This is a genomic window from Curtobacterium sp. MCSS17_005 (assembly GCF_003234225.2).
In the GTDB taxonomy this organism is placed as follows: Bacteria; Actinomycetota; Actinomycetes; order Actinomycetales; family Microbacteriaceae; genus Curtobacterium; species Curtobacterium flaccumfaciens.
Window position 1 is genome coordinate 3699073 of the sequence record NZ_CP126258.1, and the last position, 22912, is coordinate 3721984.

General features: G+C 71.3%; 23 protein-coding genes. 11 read left to right on the top strand and 12 right to left on the bottom strand.

All coding sequences use genetic code 11. The annotated features are described in order from the left end of the window. Positions 1-101 precede the first annotated feature (101 nt). The 5 genes from DEJ20_RS17735 (at position 102) to DEJ20_RS17755 (ending at position 5948) form a co-directional block, all read left to right on the top strand. The gene (locus DEJ20_RS17735) at positions 102-689 is read left to right on the top strand and encodes a YdeI/OmpD-associated family protein (RefSeq protein ID WP_027466857.1); all 588 of its coding nucleotides are present in this window, start codon (positions 102-104) and stop codon (positions 687-689) included. A 74-nt stretch (positions 690-763) separates the two neighbouring features. Then, positions 764-1645, top strand: coding sequence for an aldo/keto reductase (locus DEJ20_RS17740; RefSeq protein WP_110859382.1), 882 nt, complete (start codon positions 764-766; stop codon positions 1643-1645). Positions 1646-1819: 174 nt separating this feature from the next. Next, positions 1820-2404, top strand: coding sequence for a PadR family transcriptional regulator (locus DEJ20_RS17745; RefSeq protein WP_258377085.1), 585 nt, complete (start codon positions 1820-1822; stop codon positions 2402-2404). Then, positions 2401-3129 (top strand): ABC transporter ATP-binding protein, encoded by a 729-nt coding sequence (locus DEJ20_RS17750; protein ID WP_027466859.1) that lies wholly within the window; start codon positions 2401-2403, stop codon positions 3127-3129. The genes DEJ20_RS17745 and DEJ20_RS17750 overlap by 4 nt, the downstream gene beginning before the upstream one ends. Next, positions 3126-5948 (top strand): ABC transporter permease, encoded by a 2823-nt coding sequence (locus tag DEJ20_RS17755; RefSeq protein ID WP_111234531.1) that lies wholly within the window; start codon positions 3126-3128, stop codon positions 5946-5948. Before DEJ20_RS17750 ends, DEJ20_RS17755 begins: the two co-directional genes overlap by 4 nt. Positions 5949-6029: 81 nt before the next feature. Here DEJ20_RS17755 and DEJ20_RS17760 read toward each other — a convergent pair whose 3' ends face one another. From DEJ20_RS17760 to DEJ20_RS17770, 3 genes are all read right to left on the bottom strand, one after another. Beyond that, positions 6030-6671 carry a hypothetical protein gene (locus tag DEJ20_RS17760; RefSeq protein ID WP_111234530.1) on the bottom strand — a complete coding sequence of 214 codons (642 nt, stop codon included), beginning with the start codon at positions 6669-6671 and terminating at the stop codon, positions 6030-6032. 210 nt (positions 6672-6881) lie between these two features. Next, positions 6882-7553: an SDR family NAD(P)-dependent oxidoreductase gene (locus DEJ20_RS17765; RefSeq protein ID WP_111099655.1), complete on the bottom strand. Its 672-nt coding sequence runs from the start codon at positions 7551-7553 to the stop codon at positions 6882-6884. Beyond that, positions 7550-7948: a (R)-mandelonitrile lyase gene (locus DEJ20_RS17770; RefSeq protein WP_071248546.1), complete on the bottom strand. Its 399-nt coding sequence runs from the start codon at positions 7946-7948 to the stop codon at positions 7550-7552. Before DEJ20_RS17770 ends, DEJ20_RS17765 begins: the two co-directional genes overlap by 4 nt. 110 nt (positions 7949-8058) lie before the next feature. Here DEJ20_RS17770 and DEJ20_RS17775 point away from each other — a divergent pair, with 110 nt between their 5' ends. From DEJ20_RS17775 to DEJ20_RS17790, 4 genes are all read left to right on the top strand, one after another. After that, positions 8059-9216, top strand: coding sequence for a PQQ-dependent sugar dehydrogenase (locus DEJ20_RS17775; RefSeq protein ID WP_111234529.1), 1158 nt, complete (start codon positions 8059-8061; stop codon positions 9214-9216). 55 nt (positions 9217-9271) lie between these two features. Beyond that, entirely contained in the window at positions 9272-10150 is an 879-nt protein-coding gene (locus DEJ20_RS17780; protein ID WP_027466864.1) for a helix-turn-helix transcriptional regulator, read from the top strand. 133 nt (positions 10151-10283) lie between these two features. After that, on the top strand, positions 10284-10526 hold the full coding sequence (locus DEJ20_RS17785) for a hypothetical protein (RefSeq protein ID WP_111028871.1): 243 nt from the start codon (positions 10284-10286) through the stop codon (positions 10524-10526). Continuing rightward, entirely contained in the window at positions 10523-11716 is a 1194-nt protein-coding gene (locus tag DEJ20_RS17790) for an MFS transporter (protein ID WP_111234528.1), read from the top strand. Before DEJ20_RS17785 ends, DEJ20_RS17790 begins: the two co-directional genes overlap by 4 nt. A 9-nt stretch (positions 11717-11725) precedes the next feature. On the opposite strand, the gene DEJ20_RS17795 is transcribed toward DEJ20_RS17790, so the two are convergent. Continuing rightward, positions 11726-12697 (bottom strand): NAD-dependent epimerase/dehydratase family protein, encoded by a 972-nt coding sequence (locus DEJ20_RS17795; RefSeq protein ID WP_111234527.1) that lies wholly within the window; start codon positions 12695-12697, stop codon positions 11726-11728. A 134-nt stretch (positions 12698-12831) separates the two neighbouring features. After that, positions 12832-13317, bottom strand: coding sequence for a DUF4126 family protein (locus DEJ20_RS17800; protein ID WP_163342984.1), 486 nt, complete (start codon positions 13315-13317; stop codon positions 12832-12834). Positions 13318-13453: 136 nt separating this feature from the next. On the opposite strand from DEJ20_RS17800, the gene DEJ20_RS17805 reads away from it, so the two are divergent. Beyond that, on the top strand, positions 13454-14104 hold the full coding sequence (locus DEJ20_RS17805) for an NAD(P)H-binding protein (protein WP_111234525.1): 651 nt from the start codon (positions 13454-13456) through the stop codon (positions 14102-14104). Positions 14105-14195: 91 nt separating this feature from the next. On the opposite strand, the gene DEJ20_RS17810 is transcribed toward DEJ20_RS17805, so the two are convergent. Both DEJ20_RS17810 and DEJ20_RS17815 read right to left on the bottom strand, forming a co-directional pair. Further along, positions 14196-15182 (bottom strand): matrixin family metalloprotease, encoded by a 987-nt coding sequence (locus tag DEJ20_RS17810; RefSeq protein ID WP_111234524.1) that lies wholly within the window; start codon positions 15180-15182, stop codon positions 14196-14198. A gap of 121 nt (positions 15183-15303) precedes the next feature. Continuing rightward, on the bottom strand, positions 15304-16005 hold the full coding sequence (locus tag DEJ20_RS17815) for an SDR family oxidoreductase (protein WP_111038386.1): 702 nt from the start codon (positions 16003-16005) through the stop codon (positions 15304-15306). A 94-nt stretch (positions 16006-16099) separates the two neighbouring features. Here DEJ20_RS17815 and DEJ20_RS17820 point away from each other — a divergent pair, with 94 nt between their 5' ends. Continuing rightward, complete coding sequence (locus tag DEJ20_RS17820; RefSeq protein WP_071404104.1) at positions 16100-16495, top strand: MerR family transcriptional regulator; 396 nt, start codon at positions 16100-16102, stop codon at positions 16493-16495. 93 nt (positions 16496-16588) lie between these two features. Here the strand turns inward: DEJ20_RS17820 and DEJ20_RS17825 are convergent, their stop codons facing one another. The 5 genes from DEJ20_RS17825 to DEJ20_RS17845 form a co-directional block, all read right to left on the bottom strand. After that, positions 16589-18271: a CBM35 domain-containing protein gene (locus DEJ20_RS17825; RefSeq protein WP_111234523.1), complete on the bottom strand. Its 1683-nt coding sequence runs from the start codon at positions 18269-18271 to the stop codon at positions 16589-16591. An 86-nt stretch (positions 18272-18357) separates the two neighbouring features. Beyond that, positions 18358-19635: a family 1 glycosylhydrolase gene (locus tag DEJ20_RS17830; protein ID WP_110865361.1), complete on the bottom strand. Its 1278-nt coding sequence runs from the start codon at positions 19633-19635 to the stop codon at positions 18358-18360. Between the two features lie 53 nt (positions 19636-19688). After that, the gene (locus tag DEJ20_RS17835; RefSeq protein WP_071404106.1) at positions 19689-20561 is read right to left on the bottom strand and encodes a carbohydrate ABC transporter permease; all 873 of its coding nucleotides are present in this window, start codon (positions 20559-20561) and stop codon (positions 19689-19691) included. Then, a complete protein-coding gene (locus tag DEJ20_RS17840) occupies positions 20558-21511 on the bottom strand; it encodes a carbohydrate ABC transporter permease (RefSeq protein ID WP_111028862.1) in 954 nt (317 codons plus the stop codon). Before DEJ20_RS17840 ends, DEJ20_RS17835 begins: the two co-directional genes overlap by 4 nt. Before the next feature lie 25 nt (positions 21512-21536). Continuing rightward, positions 21537-22802 carry an ABC transporter substrate-binding protein gene (locus DEJ20_RS17845; RefSeq protein WP_071404107.1) on the bottom strand — a complete coding sequence of 422 codons (1266 nt, stop codon included), beginning with the start codon at positions 22800-22802 and terminating at the stop codon, positions 21537-21539. Between the last annotated feature and the right edge of the window lie 110 nt (positions 22803-22912).

Below are 22912 nucleotides of genomic sequence, written 5' to 3' on the forward strand. Positions count from 1 at the left end.
TTTCGGCCCCAGCGACACTTCACGCGTCCTGCACCCCGTGAACTGTCGCGCAGCGCGAAAACTCGCCCCGGCCCGTCGCCGGCCGGTCCTACGATGACCGCATGGACATCGTCGACCTGGTGCTGCCGGACGTCGCCGCGTGGCGCGCGTGGCTCGACGACCACGAGCACGAACCCGACGGGGTGTGGCTCGTCCTCGCCAAGAAGGGCGTCACGGAACCGACGACGCTGACCTACGACACGGCCCTCGACGAAGCGCTGTGCTCCGGGTGGATCGACGGGCAGCGGCGCGGGCGCGACGACACCACCTACCGCCAGCGGTTCACCCCGCGCCGGAAGGCCTCGCTGTGGTCGCAGCGGAACCTCGGCCTGGTCGCGGCACTCATCGCCGAGGGGCGGATGCGGGAGCGCGGGCACGCCGAGATCGAGCGCGCGAAGGGTGACGGCCGGTGGGACCGCGCCTACGCCGGCTCGGCAACGGCCACGGTGCCCGAGGACCTGCAGGCCGCGCTCGACGCCGCCCCCGCAGCCGCCGCGCTGTTCGCCGAGCTCGACGCCACGAACCGGTACGCCGTGCTGCACCGCATCACCACCGCCCCGAACGCCACGGTGCGGACGAACCGGCTCACCAAGCTCGTCGGCGGACTCGAACGCGGCGAGACCCCGTACCCGCGGCCCACCCGTCCGTAGACCCTGCGAACCCGGGGAGCGGTCGGGGGACACCGACTCAGGGACCGGCAACGCACCGGGCGTAGACCGGGGTCATGACCACAGGCACTGACACCACGAACCGTCCGGCCGCGTCCTCCGGCACCTTCCGCATCGGCGGCGACCTCGAGGTCAACCGGCTCGGCTACGGCACCATGCAGCTCACGGGCCCCGGCGTCTGGGGACCGCCGAAGGACCACGACGAGGCGATCCGCGTCCTCAAGCGTGCCGTCGAGCTCGGCGTGAACTTCTTCGACACCGCCGACTCGTACGGCCCCTACGTCGCCGAGGAGCTCCTCAAGGAGGCCCTGCACCCCTACGGCGACGACGTCGTCATCGCCACGAAGGCCGGCCTCACCCGCACCGGCCCGAACGTCTGGCCGCCCGTCGGCCGCCCGGAGTACCTCCGGCAAGAGGCCGAGATGAGCCTTCGCCGCCTGGGCCTCGAGCGCATCGACCTGTTCCAGCTGCACCGCATCGACCCGAAGGTCCCGCTCGAGGACCAGGTCGGCGAGCTGAAGAAGCTGCAGGACGAGGGCAAGATCCGCCACATCGGCCTGTCCGAGGTCTCCGTCGACGAGGTCAAGGCCGCACAGGAGATCGCCACGATCGTCTCCGTGCAGAACCTCTACAACCTGCAGAAGCGTGACGCCGAGGAGCTGCTCGACTGGTCCGAGCAGCAGGGCATCGGCTTCATCCCGTGGTTCCCCCTGGCCACGGGTGGCCTGACCGGTGAGGACTCGCCGCTCACCGAGATCGCCGAGCGCAAGGGTGCCACCCCGGCGCAGCTCGCGCTCGCCTGGCTGCTCAAGCGCTCCCCGGTGATGCTGCCGATCCCCGGCACGTCGAGCGTCGCGCACCTGGAGGACAACCTCGCCGGTGCCACCGTCGAGCTGACCGACGACGAGTTCGAGGAGCTGGCGAAGCTGGGTCACTGACCCGACGCGACCGCGGGTCGCGAACGCGACGACCGGTCGGACGGGAGGCGCGGTGCCAGCTGGCACCGCGCCTCCCGTTCGTATTTCTGCCCTGTCCAGATCCGTGCTTGCGCAGGCATACCGGGTATGTGCATACTCAGTATGGCCACGGTGGCCCGAGACAGGGGAAGTGTCATGAGCGTTCGGATGGGCGTACTCGCGCTGCTGGTGGGGGGACCCGGTTACGGCTACCAGCTCCGGGGGGAGTTCGAGCACCGCACCGGCGGGAGCTGGCCGCTGAACATCGGCCAGGTCTACACGACCCTGGACCGCCTGGAACGCGACGGCCTCGTGGCCCGCGGTGACGCCGACGACGACGGACACGTCGTCTACACGGCGACCGACGCGGGACACGCCGAGGTGGACCGCTGGTTCAGCGAACCCGTGCCGGCCAAGCGCGGCCGCGACGAGCTGGCGATCAAGTTCGCCCTGGCCGTGACCGTGCCCGGGGTCGACGTCGCGCGGCTGGTGCAGGTGCAGCGCGGTGCCGCGATCCGGAACCTGCAGGACCTGACCCGGCTGAAGCGCACGACCGACCCGTCGACGGACCTGGCGTGGTCGCTCGTGCTCGAGTCGATGGTGTTCCAGGCCGAGGCCGAGGTGCGCTGGCTCGACCACGTGGAGTCGAGTGTCGCGCGGTACCGGCCGGACGAACACCCGGCGGCGCCTGCCAGTACCGACGCCTCCGCTGCCGCTTCCGCTCCCCGGAGCGCGCGGTGACCGCCGCACCGCTCCTGCAGCTCGACGCCGTGAGCGTGCACTACGGCTCCGGCGCGAAGGCCGTCACCGCCCTGGCCGGCATTGACCTGCGGGTCGAGCGCGGCGAGATGGTGGCCGTGATGGGCACCTCGGGGTCGGGCAAGTCGACGCTGCTCGCCTGCGCCGGCACCCTGCTGCCGCCGACGAGCGGTGAGGTGTTGATCGACGGTGCCTTCGTGTCCGACCGTCCCGCCAAGGAGCTCGCAGCGCTACGGCGCCGGCTCATCGGGTTCGTGTTCCAGGACTTCAACCTGATCCCATCGCTGACCGCGGTCGAGAACGTGGCACTGCCGCTCGAGCTGGACGGGTGGAAGGCCTCGCAGGCCCGCCGCGCCGCGGAGCTCGCGCTGGACAACGTCGAGCTGTCGCACCGCGCCGACGCCTACCCGGACGACCTGTCCGGCGGCCAGCAGCAGCGCGTCGCGATCGCCCGCGGCGTGGTGGGCGAGCGCCGGCTCGTGCTCGCCGACGAACCGACCGGAGCCCTCGACTCGCAGACCGGCGAGGTCGTGCTCCGCATGCTCCGTCGGCACGTCGACGCCGGAGCCGGCGCCCTCCTGGTGACCCACGACGCCCGGCACGCGGCCTGGGCGGACCGGATCGTGTTCCTGCGCGACGGTCGGGTGGTCGACGAGACCGTGTACTCGGGCGTCGAGGCGGCGCTGACGGACCGGACCGCCTCGTGAGCCGGGGTCGGCGTGCCGGGACCGGCCGGACGCCGTTCGCCCTCCGACCGGCGCTCCGTCTGGGGCGTCGGCTGGCGTTCGCGAAGGCGGGCCGCGCGGCACTGATCATCGCGCTCATCGGGGTCCCCACCGCCGGGTTCGCCGCCGTCGCCGTCGTGGTGCAGTCCACACAGGCCACCGCGACCGAGCGGCTCGACTACGACCTCGGCCAGGCATCGGCGCAGATGCGGGTGTCCGGCCCGGACCTGCCCGGCATGGTGCAGGACCCGGTGCAGTGGCAGTTCACCGACTCGAAGCGGAACAGTCCCGTCACGAAGTCGGACGAGGACTCACCGTTCACCAACGTCCTGGCCCACGTGCCCGAGGGCGCCCTGTCGATCCCGGTCGGCAGCACGCCCGTCGTGGTGCAGGGTGCGCACGGCCCCGTCGGACTGACCGCCGTGGAGGGCAGTGTCTGGGACCCGTCGCTCGAGGGCCACTGGCACGTGCTCGACGGTTCCGCGCCGACCACGCGCAGTGAACTCATGGTCACGCCGGCCACGCTCGACCGCCTCGGGGCGCGGATCGGCGACACGGTGGACCTGACCGACCCGGTCACCAAGCGCTTCACGATCACCGGGACCATGACCGACCTGGGGACGGACCCCGGGACGCAGGGGGTGTTCCTGCCATGGGGCACGACGCTCTCGACGACCGACACCACCGACGACGTCGGGCTCACCGACGTCACCGTGTACCTGCCGTCGGACGCCCCGACGTGGTCGGAGATCCGGCAGCTCAACGCGCACGGCATCATCGTGCAGTCGCGTCCGGTCGTGCTCGACCCGCCGGACGCCCGGCTCCCCGGTGGGCAGCTGGGCTCGACGCTCGGCTGGTACCTCGGGGCGATGGGACTGCTCGGCGTCTTCGCGATGTTCGAGGTCGCCCTGCTCGCCGGGGCCGCGTTCCTGGTAGGCACCCGGGCGGACACCCGCTCGTACGCCATCGTCACGAGCGTTGGCGGCGACAAGCGGTTCGTCCGCACGATCGTCGCCGGGTCGGGCCTGGTGCTCGGGCTCGTCGGCGCGGTCCTCGGGGTCGCCGCCGGCACCGGGATCGGCGTGCTCGCCTACCGACTGATCGACAACGGCAACGTGGCGTCGTTCCCCGGGTTGCACGTGCCGCCGCTCCTGCTGCTGTCCATCGCCGCCGCCGGGGTGCTCGCCGGACTCGTCTCCGCGCTCGTCGCCGCACGGTCGGCGACCCGGATCAACGTGCTCGCGGCACTGCGGGGCTCGCTCCGTCCGGTGCCCGTCAGCCGTCCGGCCCGCCGTCGTCGGCGCATCTGGGGCCCACTGCTCATGGTCCTCGGCGCCGTGATGACGATGGCATGCGGTGTCGGGGTGCTCATGCTCAACGACCGCCCGGTGCAGCACGACCGGTGGGCCTACGTCGTCGGTGCCGGCGTCGCGATCGGGCCGTGCCTGATGCAGCTCGGCATCGCCATCTGCTCGCCGTGGCTGCTCGCCCTGGTTACCCGACTCACCGCCCGCGCGGGGCTGTCCGCACGGCTCGCCGCCCGCGACGCCCGCCGCAACCCGGTCCGCACGGTACCCGTGCTGGCGAGCGTGATGAGCGTCGTGTTCGTGGCGTCGGTCGTGATCACGTGGAGTGCGTCGAGTCAGGCCCAGTACGTCCGTGGCTACGAGTACTCCACCGCGGTCGGGGTCGCGACGGCCGAGGTGCAGACCGAGACGAAGGACGGCGGCAGTACCGGTCGCCACGACGCGAAGCTGACGTCCCACGCCGCGAAGGTGGTGTCCGGGGTCTTCGACCAGGACCGCATCCGGGTGCTCGGTGTCGCGCAGGAGCAGCCGGGCGACAGCCCGTCGACCGTCACGATCCCGCACCGCTGGAGCGCGTACGACTGCCCCGCGAACGACACGACGAGCTGCTCGTACTACCTGGACACGGCGAGCATGTCGAGCCCGCACATCTGGACGGGGACCGTCGACGACTACGCCGTGCTGACCGGGCACCGGCCGTCCGCCGCCGTGCGGGACGCGCTCGAGGGCGGGCGCGCGGTGTCGCTCTGGCCCGAGTACGCCCACGACGGCGCGGTCCGCGTCGACACCTTCCACGACCGGACGTGGGAGAGCGAGCCCATCACCGAGCGGAGCCGACCGGCGGCCAGCGTCTCGATCCCCGCCGTGCTCGACGTGCAGACCCCGCGGATCCAGGTCGGCGTCTTCATGACGAAGGCGACCGCCGAGCAGTACGGCGTGCCCGTGGTCGACGGCATGCTCGTCACGACGCTGCCGCACGACCTCGACCCGGCACAGGCGGACGAGCTGAGCTCGGCGTGGCAGAGCTTCGGCGGCGACGACCGTGCACGGTGGAGCGGCCCGTCGTTCATGTACGAAGCCGGCCCCACCGACAACGAGGCGATCATCCGGGCGATCGTGCTCGCACTGGCCGCGGCCGTCACGATCGGTGCGACGGCGGTGGCGATCGGACTCGCACGGTCCGACGGCCGGCGGGACGACGAAGTGCTCGACGCCATCGGTGCCGCACCGCGCCTGCGCCGAGGGGTGTCGACCTGGCAGGCGGCGATCCTGGCCACGGTCGGCTCGGTGATCGGGACGCTCCTCGGACTCCTGCCGATCCGCGCCCTGACCCTGCGCTTCACCGAGAGTCCGGTCGGGGTGAACCACATGCCGTTCGTGCCGGACTGGCCGGTGCTGGCGCTGCTCGCGATCGGCCTGCCCCTCGTGGTGACGGCCGGGGCGTGGCTGACCTCGCGTGGTCGGCGGCGGGTGGCGGTGCGACGGGCGCACTGACGCGCGCGCTGCCTCGTGCGCTCCGCTTCGCTTGGTGAGCAGAAGATGTCGACTCGGCTGCTCGGACTCGACGTCTTCTGCTCACGAAGTGGTTGGCAGACCGCTCCCGGCGAACAGCGGGCCGACGGCCAGCGTCCCCACGAGCCAGGCGACCACGATCGCGTCGACAGGCCACACGGGCCCGAGGGAGCGGTCGGCTCCCGGCACCCCGAGGATCCGGCGGCGGTACAGGACCACCGCCACCGCCAGGCAGACCCATCCCGCCACCACGATCGGCAGTTCGATCAGGAGTGGCACGATCCCGAGACCGATGCCCCACCAGATCGCTGGCAGCGCGGACGCCACCGCCATCGCCAGGTAGGACAGGACGACCAGGCGGTTCTCACGTCGGTCGAGCTGGTCGTCGGGCAGCCGAGGACGTCGCAGCATCCACGCCGTCGCCGCGACCGCGTTGATGCCGACGCCGATCCGCCCGAGGCCGAGCCCGACGAACTGCCCGAAGTCCCACCAGTTCGATCCGGATCCGGTGTCCGGTGCTTCGTACCGGGTGTGCCCGGCGACGTGCAGGAGCACGAGTCCGCCTGCGACGCCGAGCAGGTACAGCGGCCACGTCCAGCAGGGGAGCCGGAGTCGACGGAGTGCCGCTGCGACGAACAGCACCGACGTCGGCATGAGCAGCATCAGGGCTGCCCAGGCCGCACCGTCGAAGGCTCGTGGGTCCACGCCGCGACGGTAGCGGAAGCGTCGAGCAGCGCGGCGCTCTGGTGTCCCGCCTACGACTCGGGACCCATCGCCCCGCACGCACCACGGGACGGACGGGAGGCCCGTGGCGGGGTCGCCACGGGCCTCCAGTCCGTCACATGGTGAGCAGGAATGGTCGGGTCGCTGTGCCGGACCCGACCATTCCTGCTCACGAAGCGGCGAGCGCCGCGCTCACGCGAGCTCGGGTAGCGCCTCCGCGTAGGTGCGGAAGTCGCCGCGCTCCGTGTGGATCGCCCACAGGCGGTCGGCGATGGACTCCCCGGAGTGCTCGGGCTGCCCGTCGTCGATGCCGAACGGGATGATGAGCTGGCCGACGTGGACGTCCTCGTCGCGGACGGCGTCGTGCAGCAGCTGCGCGTAGGCGCTCTCGGCCGCGAAGGCGACGGACGTTCCGGTGACGCGGGCGCCCGGTCGGACCGCGCTGCCGCCGTTGACGAACAGGATCGTGCCGTGGCCGATGGCGCGCATGCCGGGCAGCACCTGGCGGACGGCGTTGACCGAGCCGTAGACCGAGAACTCGATCGGGCCGACCAGGTCGTCCGCCGTGGTCTCGAGGACGGGGCGCATGTACTCCTTCGCGGGGAGCGGGCTGTACTGCAGCACCTCGATCGGGCCGAGCTGCTCCGTGGCGCGCTCGAGTGCGGTGCGCAGGGAGTCCCCGTCACGGACGTTCGCGGCGAACCCGGCTGCGGTGTGGCCGTGCTCGCGCAGTTCCGCGGCGAGGCCGTCCAGCCGGTCCTGGTTGCGGGAGATCAGGGCGACGGCGAAGCCCTCACGGGCGAAGCGCTCGGCGACGGCGAGACCGAGGCCCTTGCCGGCCCCGACGATGGCGATGGTGGTCATGCGGTGTACTCCTCGTCGCTCACGTGCTCGAGCCAGGTGGTGGTCGTCGCCGGGTCGTCGGCGGCCTCGAGCATCGCGAGGTGTTCCATGTAGTCGGTGGGGGTCGCGCCGTGCCAGTGTTCCTCGCCGGCGGGTGTGTAGACGGTCTGTCCAGCCTGCACCTCGATGACGCGGCCGTCCCGGGTGCCCATCCGCGCGACGCCCTCGGTGACGTGCAGGGTCTGGCCCTTGGCGTGCGAGTGCCAGGCGGTGCGGGCGCCGGGCAGGAACCGGACCTTGGCGACGGTCATCGTCTGACCGGGCTCCTTCGGCGAGGCGATGGCGTCGAGGTACACGTCGCCGGTGAACTGCTCGGGCGGGTTCTTGACGGTCGGCTGCTTCGGTTCGATCTGCATGCCGACGACGGTAGGCCGCCGTGCGCACCGTCGGGAGGTGCCGACAGACCCCCTCAGGGGTTTCCCGAACGCAGCGTGTGTGATCGACCCACGACCCCGGGAGGATCATCGTGGACACACCCGCCGGAACGCCCCGCAACCGCCGCCTCTGGTCGCTGGCCGGCCTCGCCGCCGTCGCAGCGCTCGCCCTCACCGCCTGCACGAGCGGCGACGGAGCAGAGCGGGACGGATCCGACCGAGGCGGCTCGCCGTCGGCGCGCGCGACCGCGCCCGCCGACCTGTCGGCGGGGCAGGTGGCACTCGACGGTGACACCACCGACGTGGTCACCGGCCTGGAGGCTCCCTGGTCGGTGGTCCTGACGGGTGACGACGGCGACGCGCTGGTCAGCGAGCGCGACTCGGCCCGGGTGCTCGAGCTGCGGTCCGACGGCACCACCCGTCAGGTCGGCGCAGTCGAGGGAGTCAGCCACGGCGGCGAGGGCGGACTGCTCGGGCTCGCGCTGCACGACGACGACCTGTTCGTGTACTCCACGGCCGACGACGGCAACCGGATCCAGCGGTACGAGCTGACGGGGAGCACCGGGTCGTGGGGGCTCGGCGAGGCGACGACGATCATCGACGGCCTGCCGAAGAACACGTTCCACGACGGCGGGCGGATCGCGTTCGGGCCCGACGACATGCTCTACGCGAGCGTCGGGGACGCCGGCGCGAGCACGGACGCGCAGGACGAGGAGTCACTCGCGGGCAAGATCCTGCGGCTCACCCCGGACGGCGACGTCCCCGCCGACAACCCGGTCGACGGGTCGCCGGTGTGGAGCCTCGGGCACCGCAACGTGCAGGGCATGGGGTGGTCGTCGGACGGCACGATGTTCGCGTCGGAGTTCGGCGAGAACACCCACGACGAGCTCAACGTGATCGAGCCCGGGTCGAACTACGGCTGGCCCGAGGTCGAGGGCACCGGCGGCGAGGACCAGGGGTTCGTCGACCCCGTGCAGCAGTGGTCCACCGACGAGGCGTCCCCGAGTGGCCTCGCCGTCGTCGACGACACGGTGTTCGTCGCGAACCTGCGGGGCGAGGTGCTCCGTGCGATCCCGGCCGACGACCCCGGCACGGCGACCGAGTACTTCGCGGGTGACTTCGGCCGCATCCGGACGGTGCTCGAGGGCCCGTCGGACACACTCTGGTTCGTCACGAACAACACCGACGGCCGCGGGACACCGTCGAGCGGGGACGACCGGATCGTCTCCGTCCCGTTCACGCGCACGTGAAAGGGGTTCCCGCAGCCCCTCGCTCGCCCCGGATGGGGCCAAGTACCGTGACGGCATGAACCACCGCGACGAAGCGCGCGACTTCCTCTCCAGCCGTCGCGCCCGCATCACCCCCGAGCAGGCCGGCGTCGAGACCTTCGGCACACGGCGCCGCGTCACCGGGCTGCGTCGCGAAGAGGTCGCACGCCTGGCCGGCGTCAGCATCGACTACTACACGCGACTCGAGCGCGGGAACCTGCAGGGGGTCTCGGACAGCGTGCTCGACGCCATCGGCCGGGCCCTGCAGCTCGACCCCGCCGAGCAGGAGCACCTGCGCGACCTGTCGCAGCACCAGAACGAGACCCCGCGTCGCGCCGGTCGTGTCGTGCCCGTCGCTGCCGTCCGGCCCGAGCTGCAGTACCTGCTCGACGTCGTCACGGACGCCCCGGCGATGATCATCAACAACCGGCAGGACATCGTCGCCGCGAACGCGCTCGGCTTCGCGATGCACTCGGACCTGGTCGCGGCACCGGCGCGGCCGATGAACTTCTCGCGCTTCATCTTCCTCGACCCGCAGGCGCGGAACTTCTACCAGGACTGGCAGCGGGCCGCGCACACGAACGTCGCGATCCTCCGCCGCGAAGCGGGCCGGACGCCGAACGACAAGGACCTCGCCGCGCTGATCGGCGAGCTGTCGATGCGGAGCGACGACTTCCGCGGCCTCTGGGCAGCGCACGACGTCCGCCGCCACTACGCCGGCGTGAAGTCATTCCGGCACAGCGTCGTGGGGCCGCTCGAGCTCCACTTCCAGACGCTCGAGCTCGCCGAGGACCCGGGGCTCGCGCTCACCATCTACCCGGCGACGCCGGGCAGCCCGACGGCCGACGCCCTGCGGGTGCTGGCGTCGTGGGCGGCGACCGAGGGCATCGCGGAGCGGGCGCGCCAGCTCGCCTGATGCGGTGGTCGCGACCACCCCACTGACTGGAGGCGCGGGGCGGGCCCGCACCGCGCCTCCAGACCGGTGCCGGTCGCGTCGCACCGCCGTGCCGACTGTCCACCATCACGACCAGGAAGGGCGCGATGAGCGCATGAACGACACCGAGTCCCTGCAGACCGCGCCACCCGCGGCGCCGCTCGGTCTCCTGCAGCGCCTGCGGTTCCGGCTGCGGGCCGAGCAGGAGATCCACGAACTGACCCGTGACCGCGAGCTCGAGGCCCGGGTGCGGGCCGAGGCGGCCGTGCGACTCGCACCGGGGCCGTGGCACCTGGGTGCGCTGTTCCGTCGACAGCAGAAGCTGGACCTCCCGGAAGAAGGAGCACCCGACGCATGAGCACCGACCACTCGATGTCGACGGGCCGGACCCTGCTGTTCGCCGTCGCCGGGGGAGCAGCGGTCGGCAACCTGTACTGGTCGCAGCCGCTGCTCGACGACATCGCATCGTCGCTCGGCACCTCGGCGTCGCTCGCCGGGCTGCTCGTCACGCTGACCCAGGTCGGCTACGCCCTCGGCATCCTGCTCGTCGTGCCGCTCGGAGACGTCCTCGATCGCCGGCGCCTCATCCCCTGGGTGCTCGTCGCCTCCGCCGTCGCGCTGCTGCTCGCCGCGATCGCTCCGACCTTCGCGACGCTCCTGGTCGCCCTGGCACTGGTCGGGCTGACCACGGTCGCCGGGCAGCTCCTCATCCCGCTTGCCGGGGACCTCGCGGACCCCGCGCAGCGCGGACGCGTCGTCGGCACGATCGCGTCCGGAGTGCTCACCGGCATCCTCGTGTCGCGGACGATCAGCGGCCTGGTCGCGGACGCGTTCGGGTGGCGTGCGATCTACGTGCTCGCCGCCGTCGTCGCGGTGGTCCTCGCCCTGCTGCTGCGGCGCGCCATCCCCGAGCTCGAGGCCCGCGGCGGGGTGCCGTACCCGCAGCTCATCCTGTCGGTGTTCCGTGCCGTCCGGACCCACCGGACCGTCCAGGTCACGCTGGTGATCAGCTCGTCGGTGTTCGCCGTGTTCACGATGTTCTGGACCGCCCTGACGTTCCTGCTGAGCAGCGACCCCTACGACTTCTTCACCAGCAGCATCGGGTTGGTGGGCCTGGTGGGGCTCGCGGGTGCCGTGGCGGCGCAGCGGGTCGGGCGGCTGCACGACCGGGGACTGTCGGTACCCGTCACCGGGGGAGCGATCGTGCTCCTGCTCGTCTCCCTGGTCGTCGCCGGGATCGGTGCGCACTCGATCGTCGTGGTGCTGCTCGCCGTGCTGCTGCTCGACGTCGCCGTGCAGGCCGCGAACGTGCTCAACCAGACCCGGCTCTTCTCGGTCGACCCGGCCGCGCGGAGCCGACTCAACACGGCCTTCGTCACCTCGAACTTCATCGGCGGCGCGATCGGTTCGGCCCTGGCGTCGGTGCTGTGGAACGCCGGGGGCTGGACGGCGGTCACGACCGGCGCCGCGGTGCTGGCCGGCTTCGCCGCGACGGTCTGGGTCGTGCACCGGAACCGCGGGCTCGTGGTCGAGCCGGAGCGGGCCTGACCACGGGGCTCAGCGGACCAGGGGATTCGCGACCTCGAGCTCACCGTGGTCGACGAGCCAGCGCACGGCGTCCAGCACGGTCTCCTCGGCGGTGAACGCCGGCGCGTAGCCGAGCAGACGACGCGCCTTCTCGGTGCTGAAGACCTGGCTGCGGGACAGGTGCTCCCAGCTGGCGTCAGCGTGCTCTGGAGCCGTGGTCTCGCGGAACCGGTCCCACGTGACGGGGTCGAGCCGGGCCTCCTGGCCGAACCACGACGCTGCCAGGTGGGCGTACCCGCGCGTGGTGAGCGCCGTCGGAGCCGTGACGAAGAAGTCCTCGCCCGCCGCCGCATCGCGGTGCTCGACCGCGAGCTGGAACGCCTGGGCGACGTCGTCGGCGTGCACGTGTGCCATCGTCTCGGCGCCGAGCCCGGGGACCTCGAGCGGTTCGCCGGCGGACAGCTTCGTCAGCACCGACGTGTCGAGGTTGCCGAGCGGACCGATCGGCGTCCAGCCCGGACCGCTGATGTGACCGGGGTGCAGCGACGTCGTGACCAAACCACCTGATGCGGTTTCTTCCTTGAGCATCCGGGCGATGGCGTCCTTCTGGACGCCGTAGTCACCCAACGGCTGGGTCGCATTCTGCTCGGTGATCGGCAGCACGTGCGAGACCCCCGCGCGCCAGATCGAGCCGCAGTGCACCAGGTGCGTGCCGGTGCCGCGGAGCGCGTCGACCAGCGCTGCGGCCGAGGACTCGGTGAAGCAGACGAGGTCGACGACGGCGTCGGCACCGAGTGCGGCGATGCGGCTGCCGAAGGTGCCGTCGCGGTCCTCCTGCTCGCGGTCGGCGGTGATCCGCTCGACCTGCTGCCACTCCGGGGCGTCGGCGTACGGGGTGCTCGTGCCGCGGGTGACGGCGACGACCCGGTGACCCGAGCGGACGAGACGGGGGACGAGGAACGAGCCGATGTGGCCGGTGGCTCCGATGACGACGATGTGCATGGACGCCACCGTAGGCCGAAGCGTGCGGATCGTGAGCAGGAATGGTCGGGTGCGGCGGTGCGACCCGACCGTTCCTGCTCACGAAACGCGCCCGCGGCGAGCGCGACGACCCGCCCGGCGCACGAGCGACACGCTCAGTCGGCGGTGATGACCTTCACGGAACCGGCGATGGTCGCGGCGTCCTCGGCGAGCGCGACGACGGGGTCGGGCAGGCCCGCACCCCCGAGGGCCTTGCGCGCACCCCAGCCGACGAAGCTGCCGACGAGGGCACCGACGCCACCGAGGATCGCGCCCTCGATGCGCAGGTCACGCTTGCCCGTGGTGCCGAGGGCGGCACCGGCGAGGGCACCGGACGCGACACGTCCGAGCAGTGCCGAGGGGGCGATGCGGTTCGGGGTCTTCGGCAGCTTGTCGCCGATGAGCTCACCGATGGCGGAGGCCACGAGCAGCCCACGGCCGACCGGGGTGCTGAAGACCTTCCACTGCTGCCACGAACCCTTCAGCGAGGACCGGTCGTGGTTCAGTGCGAGGACGGCGAGCGGGGTGGCGCTCCGGCCGCCGCTCATGATGCCGAGGACCAGGGTGCGGACCAGGGTGTGCTGCTCGTGCTGCTTGCTCATCGTGACTCCTGTCGTGTTGCCCCCGACGGTACGCACGGTGCCCCCGGGTGTTCCGAGCATCGCGGGCGACGAGCGGACGTCGGGCGGACGTCGGGCGTTCCCCGGGCACGGAGCCGCCCCGAGTAGCGTCCGGCCCATGAGCAACGTCATCGTCTTCGGCGGCCACGGCAAGGTCGCACTCCTCGCCACCCGCATCCTGTCCGAGCGCGGACACACGGTCACCTCCGTCATCCGGAACGCCGACCAGTCCGACGAGATCCGAGCCCACGGCGGCGAACCGCTCGTCGCGGACATCCAGCAGCAGTCCCTGAACGACTTCGCCGAACTCGTCCGCGGGCACGACGCCGTGGTGTGGTCGGCCGGTGCCGGTGGCGGGTCCGTCGACCGGACCTGGGCCATCGACCGCGACGCTGCGGTGCTGTCGATCCAGGGGGCGAAGGAGGCCGGCGTCGACCGCTACGTGATGGTGTCGTTCTCGGGCTCGCAGCTCGACCACGGCGTCCCGCAGGACCAGGACTTCTTCGCGTACGCGCAGTCGAAGATGATCGCCGACGCCGTGCTCCGCGACTCGGGGCTGCAGTGGACGATCGTCGCCCCGAGCACCCTGACCGACGACGAGCCGACCGGCTCCGTCGACTGGGACGGCTCGTCGACGCAGGTGCCGCGCGGTGACGTGGCGCACGTGGTCGCCGACGTGGTCGAGAACCCCGGCACGGCCGGCAACACGTTCCGGTTCAACACGGGGTCCACCCCGGTGGCGGAGTTCCTGCGCGCCGACGCGGCCTGACCGAGACAGTCAGACCCACCAACGCGCAGACCAACGGGGTCGCGGCGGTTCTCCGCCACGACCCCGTCCGTGTCTCTGCAGAACGTCGAGCTCAGTAGAGCGTCGAGATACCCGTCATGTCGCCACGGCCGAGCGTGCGGCCGTCGAGCTCGCAGTAGCCGCCGGACGGCTCCATGACCTGGCCGGTGCCGGTCTTCACGTGGTCGAGGCCGTACAGGTGACCCCACTCGTGAGTCGCGACGACCTGGGTGTCGAAGCGCGCGCCGGAGCAGGTGGCCGTCGAGCTCCACTTGAAGCCGGTGGCGTAGCGCTGGTCGGCCTCACGGGCGTTGCCGTTGCCGTCGAACCAGACGCACGTCACGCCGAGGGTTCCGGTCGGGAGCTTGCCCCAGCCCATCACGTTGTAGCCGTTGTTCCGCGAGCAGCCGCCCTGGTCGGTGAGGTTGGGCTTCTGGGTCGCGAGGCGCAGGTAGTCGTTCTCAGCCGTCGACGTGACGGTCCGGTCACACGCCGAGATCGTGCCGTTCCAGGTGTTCGCCGCCTTGCGCAGGGCGTCCTTGGCGTAGGACGACTTCTGGCCGGTCTGGTTGTAGTACCACTTGACCGTGCTCGGCCAGGTGTAGCCGGACGCCTTGTACGCCGTGCTCGTGCACTTCGTGGTCGCAGCGGTCGTCGCGGCGGGGGCTGCCTGTGCCGTCGCGGCCTGGCTCTGCGCGCGCTCCTGCTGGACGGCGGGGGCCGAACCGGTCCAGGCCTCGTCCACGCGGACGGCGACACCGGCGGAGCCGTTGTTCGCGATGAGGACGTCGGCGAGCTCGGGCGCCCCGGGGGCTGCCGAGCTGCTCGCCATGACGCTCTCACCCGGCGCGGGGAGCGCGAAGGTGCGGCCGTCGGGCGTCACGACCGTGCCGGACGTCGCCGTGCAGCCGCTCTCGAGCGTCTGCACCGACAGGGTCCCGGGGGCGCAGCTCGCGCCGGCCCCCGGGGTCGCCGCCTGGGCGGGTGCTGCGGTGATGGTGAGACCGGCGAGGATCGCGACGATCGCCCCGGTGCTCAGCGCGTTCCTGACAGGACGCATGGTTCCCTTCCAGCGGCAGGCGACGTGCCCCCCGCTCCTGATCGGGGTCCATGCTCGCCGATGACCGCGCACCGGGTCCAGGACTGCGCCGCGGGGACACGCCCCCAGTCAGGGGCGGCGGTCAGGCCATCTGCGCGTAGAAGCGCTCCGGTGCATCGGCGAGCGACGCCTTCACCATCCGGCTCCAGTCGTCGACGAGCACCTCGGCCGCGCCGCGCTCCACACCGTCGAGTGCCGCCCGGGCCACGTCCGTCGGGTCGGTCTTCGGGCCGTCGTAGTCGCCCATCATGTCGGTGTCGGCCGCACCGAGGTGGAGTCCCTGCACGCTGATGCCACGGTCGGCGAGCTCCAGGCGGACGGCGTTCGTCATGTTCCACTCGGCCGCCTTCGCCGCGGCGTAGCCACCCGCACCGGGAGCCGCGAACCACGACAGGGCCGACAGCACGTTGACGATCGCGCCGCCGCCGTTCCGCTCGATCACCGGTGCGAAGGCGCGGATCATCGACAGGCTGCCCCAGAAGTGCGTGTCCATGGCCTTCCGGACGATGGTCAGGTCGTCGGTCACCAGGGAGCCCTGCGTCGAGATGCCGGCGTTGTTCACGAGCAGGGTCACGTCCCCCGCGGCTGCGGCCACCGCGTCGACCGAGGCCTGGTCGGTGATGTCGAGGGGCAGCGCGACGACGCCCTCGACGTCGACGAGTTCGGGTCGGCGTGCGGTCGCGTAGACCTTCGACGCTCCGCGCTCCAGCAGCTCCAGGGCGAAGCGGCGTCCGATGCCGCGGTTCGAGCCGGTGACGAGTGCGACCGATCCAGCGATGTCCATGGTGTCTCCTCCTGCCCCTCGGGTGTCTCCCGCAGCGGCTCGGCTACGCTAAGACCTCACATCCATGTCAGGGGCAAGCCCGGATCGGAGCAACATGCGCATCGGTGACCTCGCGGCCGAGACCGGCGTCAGCGTCCGCTCGCTGCGGTACTACGAGGAGCAGGGACTGCTCACCGCGTCGCGCACCGCGAGCGGGCAGCGGGTCTACACGGACGCCGCCGTCGAGCGGGTCCAGCTCGTGCAGCAGCTGTTCGCCGCCGGGCTCGCGAGCCGCACGATCGTGCAGCTGCTGCCCTGCGTCGACCGCGGGGAGTCGACGCCGGAGTCGTTCGCGCTCCTCATCGCCGAGCGGGACCGGATCACCGCGCAGCTGGCCGAGCTCGAGGCGGTCCGGGGGCGCCTCGACCAGGTCATCGCGATCACCGAACACCCCACCGCCGAGCACTGCCCGGCACTGCGTGACCGACCTGCGGAGCCGGTCGCGGCCTGAGACGCGGCACCGGGACGGACGGGAGGCCCGTGGCGGGTCCGCCACGGGCCTCCCGTCCGCATCCTGGTCACGACCAGGGCCGCGGGTGCGGCGTCAGGGCTGGAACACCTGGATCTGGTCCAGCTCGGCGAACCCTGTCCCCTTGGTGAAGGTGAGCGTGTTCGCGCCGGCCTTCAGCGTGACCGTCTTCTGCGCCCATCCGAACCGGCCCCAGTTGACGGTCGGCGCGTAGCTGACCGAACCGGCCGAGGTGCCGTTGACCGCGAGCGCGTGGGTGCTCGTCGCACCCGTGCCGTTGTCGTACCGGACGTTCACCGTGTACGTCCCCGCGGTCGCGGCCTGCACCGTGAACTGCACGGAACTCGTCGCGTTGTTGATGTTGCCGACCTTCGCGCCGCCGACCGCGTCGGCCTGGGTGACGGTGCTCGTGTCGTTCCGGACCGCGGACTCGGCCTCGTACCGCTGCGCGTTGATCGGGATCGACCCGACCCGCACGTCGTTGTACGTGGTGGTGAGGTTCTCGACGTTCGTCGCCTGGTACAGCGTCTTGCCGTCGGCGCTCGAGTCGAAGCCCTGGGCGAAGCCGCTGAACGTCCCGCCCTCGGCGTCTCGCGCGTCGTACGTCACCGCGTACGGCAGCTGCTCCCACGAGCCCGCGCCCTGGTTGCGGTTCACGACGAAGTTCTGGCCGCCGTCGATGTTGCCCGCGCTGTCGAGGGACCACTTGGACGAGACGACGATCATGCCGTTGGCGTTGCCGGCGGTCGGCACCCAGCGCACCTCGGGCGACGACCCGACCCCACGGCCGTCCGGCAGCGCGATCTTGGTGCCGATGCTCGTCTCGGGGCTCCAGTTCAGACCGTCCGGTGAGGTCTTGAAGTACACCGGCGCCGTGTTGTTCGTCTGGCTCGGCCGGTTCACGACCTCGAACGTCGCCACGTAGTTGCCGTTCGGGATCCTCGTCACCGTGATCATGCCCGGACGGTCGCTCTTGTTGGTCGGTGCGGACACGTTGACCAGGGGACCCCAGGTCAGGCCGCCGTCCGTGGAGCGCCGGTAGCTGACGGCCTGCAGGACGTTGTTCGCCTTCTGCCGCTCGTCCGAGAAGTAGGTGACAAGCCCGCCGTTCGCGTCGACGGCGACGGACGGCTCCCACACCGTCGAGGTCGTCGAGGTCGGGCTCGGGTCGTAGGTGGCCGGACCGCCGGTGTCGATGGTGCTCACGAAGGACCAGGTCAGCCCGTGGTCGAGGCTCTTGTACATGACCAGTCGGCTGCTCGAGCGGTCGGTGGGCATGATCATGCCGCTCAGCAGCAGCGTGCCGGCCGGCATCGTGCCGAGCTGGACCGGGGTCTCGTACAGCGAGGGCTGCGCGGTGCGGGTGAGCGTCGGGAACTGGGTGCTCGGCTTGACCGTGGCGACGCGGCTCCACGAGGTGCCGTTGTCCGTGCTCCGGTAGATCGGGTAGACCTGCACGCCGTTCTCGAGCACGAGCTGGTCGAAGGTGACGAACTGCTGGCCGTTGGCCGATCCGCTGTTCTTCAGGACGATGTTCTTCGCGTAGGTGGTGCCGGCAGCGCGGCCGCCCTCGGGGTTGAACGAGGAACCCGCTGCCGGCGAGTACACGAGGGCTCCGTTGCCGGTCGTGACCGCCTGGGCGGGGAGGGGGCCGGCGACGCCGGCGACGAGGGCTGCCGCGGCGGCGGCAGCGGTGACGACGAGCGCGAGCGTTCGGCGTCGACGAGGCGCCGGAGCGGCGCCGAGGCGGAGGGACATGGTGCTCCGTTCGGTTGGTGGTGCGGTGGTGGTGCGCGGAGGCGGACTGGAGGCGCGGGACCGACCCGACCCGCGCCTCCCGTCCGTCACGGGGTCGCCGACAGGGCCGCTGCCACGGCCCGTTCTTGTCGCGTGTGCGCAGCGAACGCGTCGGCGACCGGGTTGCGACGACGGTCGAGGCCGCCGGCGCCGTCCTCGACGAGGTCGAAGAGGCCCATCGTGAGCAGGTGTTCCTGGCGTGGGGCGTCCGTGTGCCGCCAGGTCCACTCGTACATGTCGAACAACGGCCACCAGGTGTAGCCGACGACCGGCACGCCCTCGTCACGGAGCTCCCGCACGGCCGTGACCGAGGCGTCCAGCCAGCCGATGCGCTCCTCGACCGAACCGGTGACGCACGTCTCCGTGAGCATGACCGGGGCGCCGTAGCGCTCGGCGTAGGTGGTGAGCACGTCGCGGAGCCCCTCGACGCCCGTGTCCTCGTAGGGCCGCGGGTCGGCGAACCCGCCGCCGTGGTGCACCCCCGCCTCGAACACCTCGGTGGAGTGCAGCGGGTAGTAGTTGACGCCCATCACGTCGGGCCGGACCGCGTGCTGCCGGAACCAGTCGAGGTCGGCGTCGGTGACGCCCCCGGAGCGCAGCCGACCGACCAGGGGGTGCGCGTCGTCGACGCCACCGGTGACCAGGTCCTCGACCAGGAACGTCTGGGCGCGCAGGCGCGCGACCGTGTCGCGGTGTTCCGGGGCGTCGACGTCGCCCACGTACCGGATGCCGGCATCCACGTGCACGAAGGTGGCGGCGTCTCCGAGTTCGCGGGTGATCGCGTGCTGCGTCGAGACGAACCCCTTGGCCAGGGCGGACGCGATCCGGGCCGACCCCTCGGCGCCGGTCAGGTACGGGGGCCAGTACCCGTACTCACCCGAGAACAGGGCGTGGATGACGGGCTCGTTGACGGGCGTGTAGTCGGTGGCGACATCGCCGTACCGCGCGGCGAACCGGGCGGCGTACTCGGTGACGTGCGCCGGGTAGTCGGGGTGGGCGAACTGCCCGTCGAGCCAGAGCGGTGTGCCGTAGTGCAGCAGGTCGACCACGGGGCGCAGGCCGGTCTCGCGGAACCGCGCCATGACGCCGTCCACCCACGACCAGTCCCAGACGCCGGGCTCGGGGGCGACGCGGTACCAGGGGACGCCCCAGCGCAGGAGCTCGGCGCCGACGTCGACCGCCAGCCCGAGGTCGGCGGCGTACTGCCGGTAGTGGTCGGTGAGCTCGTACTCGTCGATGGGCCGTTCACCCGGTCGGGCCTGCGGGACGAAGGTGTCCTCGATGCCCAGGGCGAAGTGCAGCCTGCCGTCGTCGGACCAGTGCATGGTGTCTCGTTTCGTGGTGGGCACGGCCGCTCCGGGCTCGTGCGGTGTCGTCGTCACTTGAGCCCGGTGCTGGCGACGCTCTCGATGAAGCGGCGTTGCACGAGCAGGAACATGACTGCGAGGGGCAGCACGGCGATCAGGGCGCCGGCCATCATCACGCCCTGCGGGATGATCCCGCCGGGTCCGGTCAGCAGGGTGAGGCCGGACGTGATGGTCCCCATGTCCTGGTCGGTGGTGAACACCAGCGGCCAGAGCAGGTCGTTCCAGTTGTTGACGAATGTGAAGATGCCGAGGGTGAGCAGGGCGGGGACGGCGTTCGGCAGGACGACGCTCCGGAAGATCCGCCACTCCGAGGCCCCGTCGATCCGCGCCGCGTTGTCCAGGTCGCGGGGGAGCGACACGAAGAACTGCCGCAGGAAGAAGATCCCGAAGGCGTCGGCCGCCCGCGGCGCGATGAGCCCCGCGAACGTGTTCACCCACCCGAGGTCGGACACCAGTTGGTAGATCGGGATGAGCGTCGCCTGGAACGGGATCATCAGGCTGGCGACGATCACGATGAGCAGCACCTTGCTGCCCCGGAAGTCGAGCCGTGCCAGGGCGTAGGCGGCGAGCGCGTCGAACGCCAGCGCGAACACCGTGACACCGCCGGCGAAGGCGAAGCTGTTCAGGATGAGCCGGCCGAACGGCAGCTGCGTGAAGATCGCCCGGAAGTTGTCGAGCGTCCAGGTGTGCGGGAACAGCGTCGGCGGGTAGGCGTTGACCTCGCTCGCCGGCTTGAACGCGGTGAACACGATCACGAGCACGGGGAGCAGCACCGCCAGGGTCACGACGGCCACGGCTGCGAAGCCGAGCCACCGCATCGACGGCTGTCGACGGGCCACGGTGCTGCGTCGGACGACGGTCGCGGGACGGGGGAGCGCGGTCATGATGCGGTGTCCTCTCCGCGCTTCCCGAAGAACAGGAACTGCACGAGGCTGAGCAGCAGGGTCGCGATGAGGAGCACGTACGCCAGGGCGCTCGCGAACCCGAGGTCGAGGTCCTTGAAGCCGGACTGGTAGATCTGCATGACGATCGTCTCGGTCGACCGGTACGGACCACCGCCGGTCAGGACGTAGATCTGGTCGAACGCCTGCAGCGCGGCGATGAGGGCGACGATCACGACGAACGCCATCGTGTTGCTCAGCATCGGGAAGGTGACGTTCGCGAACCGCTGGCGGCCGTTGGCCCCGTCGAGCTGCGCTGCCTCGTACAGGCTCGTGGGGATCTCCTGCAGCCCGGCCAGGAAGATCACCATGTAGAAGCCGAAGTTCTTCCACACGGCCACGAGCACCACGGTGGGCATCGCGAGTGTCGGGTCCTGCAGCACGTTGCCGAGCCGGATGCCGACGAGCTGCAGCCAGTGGTTCAGCAGGCCGATCTGCGGGTCGAGCAGGTACGACCACGCGAACGCGGCGACGGCCAGCGAGACGATGAACGGCAGGAACAGCGCCGACCGGAAGAACCCGCGGAACGGCAGGGCCGGGTGGTTCAGCACGAGGGCGAGCACCAGGGCGACGACGATCGCGACGGGGGTGAAGAGCACCGAGTAGAGCGCGGTGTTGCCGATGGACCGCAGGACGTCGGGGTCGGTGAAGACCCGGACGTAGTTCGCGAACCCGATGAACGACGGGTCGCCGAACCCGCTGGCGTCGGTGAACGACAGCTGGAGCGCCGAGAGCATCGGCCAGAGCACGAACGCCCCGAGGATGACGATCGCGGGTGCGAGGAACCCGACGATGGTGGCGCGGCGGCGGAACGTGCCGTTCAGGGGCGATCGTCCGCCGAGCTGGCCCGGTGGTCGGTACCGACGGCGTCGGCCGAGTTGCTGCGTGGTCACGAGGGTCCTCCGAGGGCCGCTGCTGCTACTTCAGGGCCGACTGCACGTCGGCGTCGGCGGTGGCGAGGAGCGATCCGGGGTCCCCGCCCGCCATCGCCTTCTGGGTCGCGGTGTCCACGGCGGTGAGCACGTCGGCGCTGTCGACCACGCCGGGCAGGAGCGGGATCGTGGTGCCCGGCAGCCCCGTGAGCGTCGCGACGGTCGGGTTCTCGTCGACGTCCGCGGCGGTGACGTCGGTGCGGAGCGGCGGCCAGCCGGACCCGAGGGCCCACTTCGTCGCGACGGACTGCTCGTTGAAGTAGCGCAGGAACCGCTCGGCTGCTGCCTGCTTCGCGTCGTCGGTCTGGGCCGTCACACCGAGCGAGATGCCGATGGCCGAGGCCACCTGTGCTTCGGGGCCCGCCGGGATCGCGGCGATGCCGTAGTCGATGTCCGAGGCCTCGGCGACGCCGGCCATCCAGGGGCCGCCGATCTCCATGGCGGTCTTGCCGGCCGTGAAGAGCTTGTCCGCGGCGATGCCGTCGACACCGGTCGGCGAGATCTTGTCGTCGCGCACCGCCTTCGCCCAGTACTCGAGCGTCTCGGCGTTCGCGGCGGAGTCGATGGTGGACTTCGTGCCCGCCTCGTTCGTGATCGATCCGCCGTTGCCGGCGAACAGGCTCGGCCAGATGCCGTTGCCGACGGTCTGGTGGTCCGGCAGCACGAGCCCGTACTGCTCGGGGGTGCCGTCGCCGTTCTCGTCCTTCGTGAGCTTCTTCGCGTCGGCGACCCACTCGTCCCAGGTGGTCGGGAAGGAGTCGATGCCGGCCGCTGCGAACAGCTTCTTGTTGTAGATCACGGAGAGCGGGACGAACCCGCTCGGCACGCCGTACTCCTTGCCGTCGACCCGCTCCATCGCGACGGCCTGTTCCTTCAGGTCCCCGGTGTTGTTGGCGTCGTCGGCGTAGAAGTCGCTGAGGTCGACCAGCGCCTTCTTCTGCGCGTAGACCGGCAGCCGGTCGGAGGTCATCGCGACGAGGTCCGGGCCCTTCTTCGCGGACAGGGCGGGGAGCATCGTGTCGTCGATCACGGCCCAGGTCTTCGTCTGGGTCGTGATGGTGACCTTGTCCTGCGAGGCGTTGAAGTCCTTGACGATGCCGTCCAGGACCTTGCCGTCGGCCTCGGTGTAGCCGTGCCAGAACGTCAGGTCGACGTGGCCGCCGTCACCCGACGACCCGGGGGAGCCGGCGCACCCGGCGAGGGAGAGCGACGCCGCTGCTGCGAGCGCGACGACCGCGATGTGCTTCTTCATCGAAAACCTGCCATCCGTCCGGCACGTCGGTGTGCGGACCTCGTCCATCCCGGATTTACACCGGTGTAAATGTGGACAGTAGCCGGTGCTCGACCGCCCGGTCAAGGGGT

Bases quoted from the DNA above. Each gene is read 5' to 3' on its own strand.
- DEJ20_RS17735 (WP_027466857.1), top strand. From the start codon at position 102: ATGGACATCGTCGACCTGGTGCTGCCGGACGTCGCCGCGTGGCGCGCG.
- DEJ20_RS17740 (WP_110859382.1), top strand. From the start codon at position 764: ATGACCACAGGCACTGACACCACGAACCGTCCGGCCGCGTCCTCCGGC.
- DEJ20_RS17745 (WP_258377085.1), top strand. From the start codon at position 1,820: ATGAGCGTTCGGATGGGCGTACTCGCGCTGCTGGTGGGGGGACCCGGT.
- DEJ20_RS17765 (WP_111099655.1), bottom strand. From the start codon at position 7,553: ATGACCACCATCGCCATCGTCGGGGCCGGCAAGGGCCTCGGTCTCGCC.
- DEJ20_RS17770 (WP_071248546.1), bottom strand. From the start codon at position 7,948: ATGCAGATCGAACCGAAGCAGCCGACCGTCAAGAACCCGCCCGAGCAG.
- DEJ20_RS17780 (WP_027466864.1), top strand. From the start codon at position 9,272: ATGAACCACCGCGACGAAGCGCGCGACTTCCTCTCCAGCCGTCGCGCC.
- DEJ20_RS17785 (WP_111028871.1), top strand. From the start codon at position 10,284: ATGAACGACACCGAGTCCCTGCAGACCGCGCCACCCGCGGCGCCGCTC.
- DEJ20_RS17790 (WP_111234528.1), top strand. From the start codon at position 10,523: ATGAGCACCGACCACTCGATGTCGACGGGCCGGACCCTGCTGTTCGCC.
- DEJ20_RS17795 (WP_111234527.1), bottom strand. From the start codon at position 12,697: ATGCACATCGTCGTCATCGGAGCCACCGGCCACATCGGCTCGTTCCTC.
- DEJ20_RS17800 (WP_163342984.1), bottom strand. From the start codon at position 13,317: ATGAGCAAGCAGCACGAGCAGCACACCCTGGTCCGCACCCTGGTCCTC.
- DEJ20_RS17805 (WP_111234525.1), top strand. From the start codon at position 13,454: ATGAGCAACGTCATCGTCTTCGGCGGCCACGGCAAGGTCGCACTCCTC.
- DEJ20_RS17810 (WP_111234524.1), bottom strand. From the start codon at position 15,182: ATGCGTCCTGTCAGGAACGCGCTGAGCACCGGGGCGATCGTCGCGATC.
- DEJ20_RS17815 (WP_111038386.1), bottom strand. From the start codon at position 16,005: ATGGACATCGCTGGATCGGTCGCACTCGTCACCGGCTCGAACCGCGGC.
- DEJ20_RS17820 (WP_071404104.1), top strand. From the start codon at position 16,100: ATGCGCATCGGTGACCTCGCGGCCGAGACCGGCGTCAGCGTCCGCTCG.
- DEJ20_RS17825 (WP_111234523.1), bottom strand. From the start codon at position 18,271: ATGTCCCTCCGCCTCGGCGCCGCTCCGGCGCCTCGTCGACGCCGAACG.
- DEJ20_RS17830 (WP_110865361.1), bottom strand. From the start codon at position 19,635: ATGCACTGGTCCGACGACGGCAGGCTGCACTTCGCCCTGGGCATCGAG.
- DEJ20_RS17835 (WP_071404106.1), bottom strand. From the start codon at position 20,561: ATGACCGCGCTCCCCCGTCCCGCGACCGTCGTCCGACGCAGCACCGTG.
- DEJ20_RS17845 (WP_071404107.1), bottom strand. From the start codon at position 22,802: ATGAAGAAGCACATCGCGGTCGTCGCGCTCGCAGCAGCGGCGTCGCTC.